Origin of the sequence: Ruegeria haliotis, from assembly GCF_013377785.1 — a bacterium.
In the GTDB taxonomy this organism is placed as follows: Bacteria; Pseudomonadota; Alphaproteobacteria; order Rhodobacterales; family Rhodobacteraceae; genus Ruegeria; species Ruegeria haliotis.
This window is the reverse complement of sequence record NZ_JABXWT010000129.1, coordinates 1-523: the sequence shown is the minus strand read 5'-3', so window position 1 is coordinate 523 and position 523 is coordinate 1. Positions and strand designations below refer to the sequence as shown.

At 48.6% G+C, this 523-nt stretch carries 1 protein-coding gene; it reads left to right on the top strand.

Features of this window, described 5'->3' with window-relative positions; genetic code table 11:
* Nucleotides 1-187: HAD hydrolase family protein (locus tag HW561_RS23575; protein WP_176867791.1), on the top strand; the 187-nt coding region annotated here is incomplete at its 5' end.
* Nucleotides 188-523: the final 336 nt, after the last annotated feature.

Genomic DNA, 523 nt, shown 5'->3' with positions numbered 1-523 from the left:
TCTCTCTAACTGTATTGCGTTTGGTGATGGTATGAATGACGCTGAAATGCTGGCGATGGCAGGCATGGGTAAAGTCATGCAAACCGCGCATGCTAAAGTAAAAGCGGCGCTACCAAACAATGAAGTGATTGGCAGCAATGAAGATGACGCTGTGGCTCACTATCTTCTTGAACACCTGTTAAGATAAGCATTAAATTCATCGCCCATCACAGGCTAGATAATGAAAAAATGCACACTACTTTCTGTTATTAGTTCTATGGTTTTGCTCGGTTGTAGTAGCACCGAGCCACCACAATCCTCGGCGAGCACAGCCGAAAGTAATGTGCTGTCCACACAACCTCTGATACCGGACACAGAAGCCCCAGCGCGCGTGCTCCTGCGTGGTGAGATTATGATTGGACATGAATCGCGCACCATACACCCCTGCAATAGCAACGCAACCTACTGGCTAGAACTGCCTACGCAGGTTCGCACTGCCGCAGAATCCATGACCACTAAACCGAATCAGGCGATGTATGCTGAA